We start from the raw sequence: 3,552 nt of genomic DNA on the forward strand, positions 1-3,552 counted from the left end.
TTGGCATGTTTGCCCTTTCATCGGTGCTCTCAAGGGATGCGGTTACGAGCGAGGTTCCAGGTCTCAACACTCTTTTTGCCCAAAACTGCGCAGTCAGGGACGGAAGATAAGCCTCAACTTCTCAGTTTGTTGCTCCATACCAGAGACATTACGTCGATTGTATCTTAGAGCTTTGTTGAACCCCGGGCTCCTGGACACGTCTTCATCATTTCGTTATCTATTTGCTCTCTATGTGGACTCGCTAGAGAGGGGCTGCGGCACGGCATAAAATCGCTCATGAGTACCATTCTGTATTAGCGGTTGAATATATCACCGAACTGTAGAAAAGTCTCTATGCGAGCTTTACGATTAAACGAACATTGATAGTGAGCTAGTACACGGGAGGTTCCCATGAAGGCTGTAGTTGTCCCTGACGTTGTTGATGGCTCGATAAATGTCACCGATGTTCCCGTGCCCGAGGTGGGGCACGGTCAGGCGCTCGTGAAGCTAGAGTACTCCGGCGTCTGCCACACCGACTTGCACGTTGCGGCTGGCGATTTCGGTGAGGTCCCGGGGCGCATCCTGGGGCATGAGGGTATTGGTATTGTCACCGAAGTCGGTGAAGGCGTTGAATCTCTCAAGCCCGGCGATCGAGTCTCTATTGCATGGTTCTTCCAGGGATGCGGGCACTGCGAATACTGCACCTCCGGCAGGGAGACCCTATGCCGTACCGTCAAGAATGCGGGCTACACTGTGGACGGTGCCATGAGTGAGTATGCCCTTGTCACGGCAGACTATGCCGTGAAGGTTCCCGAAGGTCTGGATGCGGCACAGGCAAGCTCGATTACCTGCGCGGGCGTGACCACCTATAAGGCGATTAAGGAATCGCAGATACGCCCCGGTCAGTGGCTGGTCGCCTACGGTGCTGGCGGGCTGGGCAACCTGGCGGTGCAGTACGCCAAGAAGGTTTTCGGTGCCAAGGTTATTGCCGTCGATATTAACGATGACAAGCTGAAGCTTGCCGCCGAAACCGGTGCCGACGTCACGATTAACGGTCGTGAGGTTGAGGATGTACCGGCGAAGGTTCGTGAGGTAACTGACGGCGGGGCGCAAGCTGCCGTGGTGACCGCGGTATCGAGGGTCGCTTTTAACCAGGCGGTTGAGAGCGTGCGTGCCGGGGGCAGCGTGGTGGCTGTGGGTCTTCCGCCCGAGAAGATGGAACTGTCTATCACAAAGATCGTTCTTGACGGTATTCGCGTGCTCGGCTCGTTGGTCGGCACCCGTCAGGATCTTGCCGAAGCGTTCCAGTTCGGCGCAGACGGGCTAGTAGTTCCCGTAGTGCAGCTGCGCAAGGTTGATGAGGCCCCGCAGATCTTCGAGGAGATGAACGCAGGCAAGATCAACGGGCGTATGGTGCTCGATTTCGCAAGCATGTGGTAAGGCAAGAAAGCTTCTCACACGGGTGCGTTAGGTACTGAATCTATGCGGTAGCGCGGGTTGCCGCTGGTTCCTGCGATATGGTTCTGAAAGCCTAATGCAAAAAGCGGTGTCCCCTGGAACATATAGAAATTCCAGGGGACACCGCTCTATATGCGGAGCTAGTGATTAGCTGTCCTGGGTATCGTGGGATGCGGAGCTGTCAGATCCACCAGTTCCGTAGAAACCCCCAACACTCCATTTGTTATTGTCGTATTTACCCGTGAAGTTAATCTTCTGAGTTTGCTTCTGCTGTTCTTCAGGAAAATCTACAACCTCACCATCATGTACGCCATATTCCCCCTGAGTTACATTCACGGTTACCGGCCACGTGTAGGTGCCGTTCTCTTCCTTAGGCTGAGCATCCTCAAAGTTCATCACAATTTTAGGGTCTGCAAGCCAGCTCTTCCCGCCCTGAAGATCCGCAAAAAGAGCACCCGACAGTGTGCGCTCTTTATCCTCATCACTCATAGCGCTTTCTTTGATCAGAGATACATCGCCGGTCTGCAGTGCGTACTGCAAAGCCGCGCCAATGAATGCGATCGAAGAGTACAGACCCGCGACTGAGTTTTCGTTCATATTCTCAGGCTTGATGGGCTTGGGAACATTCTTTGCGGGAGTCTCACGAGTTGCGGGCTCGTAGGTGCCAGCTGAGGTATCAAACTTGTCGATTTTAGCCTCGCCGCTGTAGTCGCTGCGGGTGCTCGTCGAGGAAGCCGATGTGCCGGAATCCCCACCGTTGCCATTCGAGTTAGAGGAGGAGCACGCCGCCAAGAACGCGGCAGAGCCAAGACCCAAGATGCCTAGAGCACTGCGGCGGGATACAGAAGTAGTCAGCATGTTGTTATCTTTCAGTCGGTGATTATTGCCTATTTATTATAGAGTGCATACACCGGAAGAACCCATTTAGGGCGAGCTATGTTCCATAGGCTCGGGTGCTGGGAGATTACAGGTTTTGCTGATGCACCTGGGGATTACGCGGTATGAGGTGCTGAGGCTTGTAAGTTGCGCACGAATCGGATCTCTCGTAACGCCTCAAACGACTCCCGCCCCTCTAAAAACCCAGACTCCGACAACTGCTGCACCGAAGAGGCCCACTCCCCCGTACGCACCTTATACAAAATATGACCAAAAATCACCGTGCCGTCGAACTGCCCCGGATCAAAACTCAGCCGCTTACGCTTGCCCTGATCCCGGAAAATAATACGAATCCACCCGTTGCGGTTGTTATCTAGATACGTGAGCCTATCAATCGAGGTATACGGTGCGGTATAGGTGCGTCCGAGGGAGTTACGCCAAGTGACCGAGTGCTCATCAAACCGGATATAGAGCACATAGTAATTAATAATGACTACCAGCCCCATAGGGGCACCTAATATAAATATAAAAATATGCATGCCGATATCGAAACCGTACATAATATCTAGAAATATGGGGAATGGAATTAGGAAGAAGAGAAAAATTCCCCATCCGAGGTAGAGGACAAAGCGTGGGCGGTGTTGCCTCACCCCGACGGAGACATGTGAACCTTTACGCTGGATGCCGGGCATAGCTCCGACGAGTAGGCCGCCAAGCAGACCACCTAAAATACCGTTTTCCATCTCATAGCCCTCTTTCTAACCCGCCATATCTGTTGATACGTCTTTTCAACTGTACCTTTCTTAACATACTCATCACGTGCTTTCAGAGAGCCTTGTTAGCTTCACCAGGGCATAAATAGAGCAAGAGGGGTGTGCTCACGAACACACCCCTAGCCAATATTAGATGCTGGTTATGATTCCTGATGATGTTCTGCATCAGAGGTTTCTTGGTCTTCAGGTTCCTGCTCTTCCGGACGTCCTCGACCTATCTCCCAGCCACTATAGAAGGTAACTGCTCCTATCAGCGAACAAAACAGCATCAAAGCCGCCCAACCTATTCCTGGACCGAAAACAAGAGTAAATATTGTAGCGATCAAGGTTCCAACGGTAAGGATTCCCCCTAGAATCATAAGAAACCATTTATAGAGAAGAACATCGAGATCCACTAAAGTCACCTTTATCTTAAAACGAAACAGCGCAGGCTAGTCTAGTTTGAGTTTTTTCTCATACGCCAACC

4 protein-coding genes are annotated in these 3,552 nt (G+C 52.1%); 1 reads left to right on the forward strand and 3 read right to left on the reverse strand.

All coding sequences use genetic code 11. The features are described 5' to 3' along the window. Positions 1-390: 390 nt before the first annotated feature. A complete protein-coding gene (adhP, locus tag HMPREF2554_RS09255; RefSeq protein ID WP_070554887.1) occupies positions 391-1,419 on the forward strand; it encodes an alcohol dehydrogenase AdhP in 1,029 nt (342 codons plus the stop codon). 165 nt (positions 1,420-1,584) lie between these two features. Here adhP and HMPREF2554_RS09260 read toward each other — a convergent pair whose 3' ends face one another. The 3 genes from HMPREF2554_RS09260 to HMPREF2554_RS09270 all read right to left on the reverse strand — a co-directional run bounded on the left by HMPREF2554_RS09260 (position 1,585) and on the right by HMPREF2554_RS09270 (position 3,481). Further along, a complete protein-coding gene (locus HMPREF2554_RS09260; protein ID WP_070554889.1) occupies positions 1,585-2,295 on the reverse strand; it encodes a DUF6318 family protein in 711 nt (236 codons plus the stop codon). A 134-nt stretch (positions 2,296-2,429) separates the two neighbouring features. Then, entirely contained in the window at positions 2,430-3,056 is a 627-nt protein-coding gene (locus HMPREF2554_RS09265) for a hypothetical protein (protein ID WP_070554891.1), read from the reverse strand. A 170-nt stretch (positions 3,057-3,226) separates the two neighbouring features. Beyond that, the gene (locus HMPREF2554_RS09270; protein ID WP_070554894.1) at positions 3,227-3,481 is read right to left on the reverse strand and encodes a hypothetical protein; all 255 of its coding nucleotides are present in this window, start codon (positions 3,479-3,481) and stop codon (positions 3,227-3,229) included. Positions 3,482-3,552 lie beyond the last annotated feature (71 nt).

The organism is Rothia sp. HMSC071F11 (genome assembly GCF_001809115.1).
Classification (GTDB): Bacteria; Actinomycetota; Actinomycetes; order Actinomycetales; family Micrococcaceae; genus Rothia; species Rothia dentocariosa.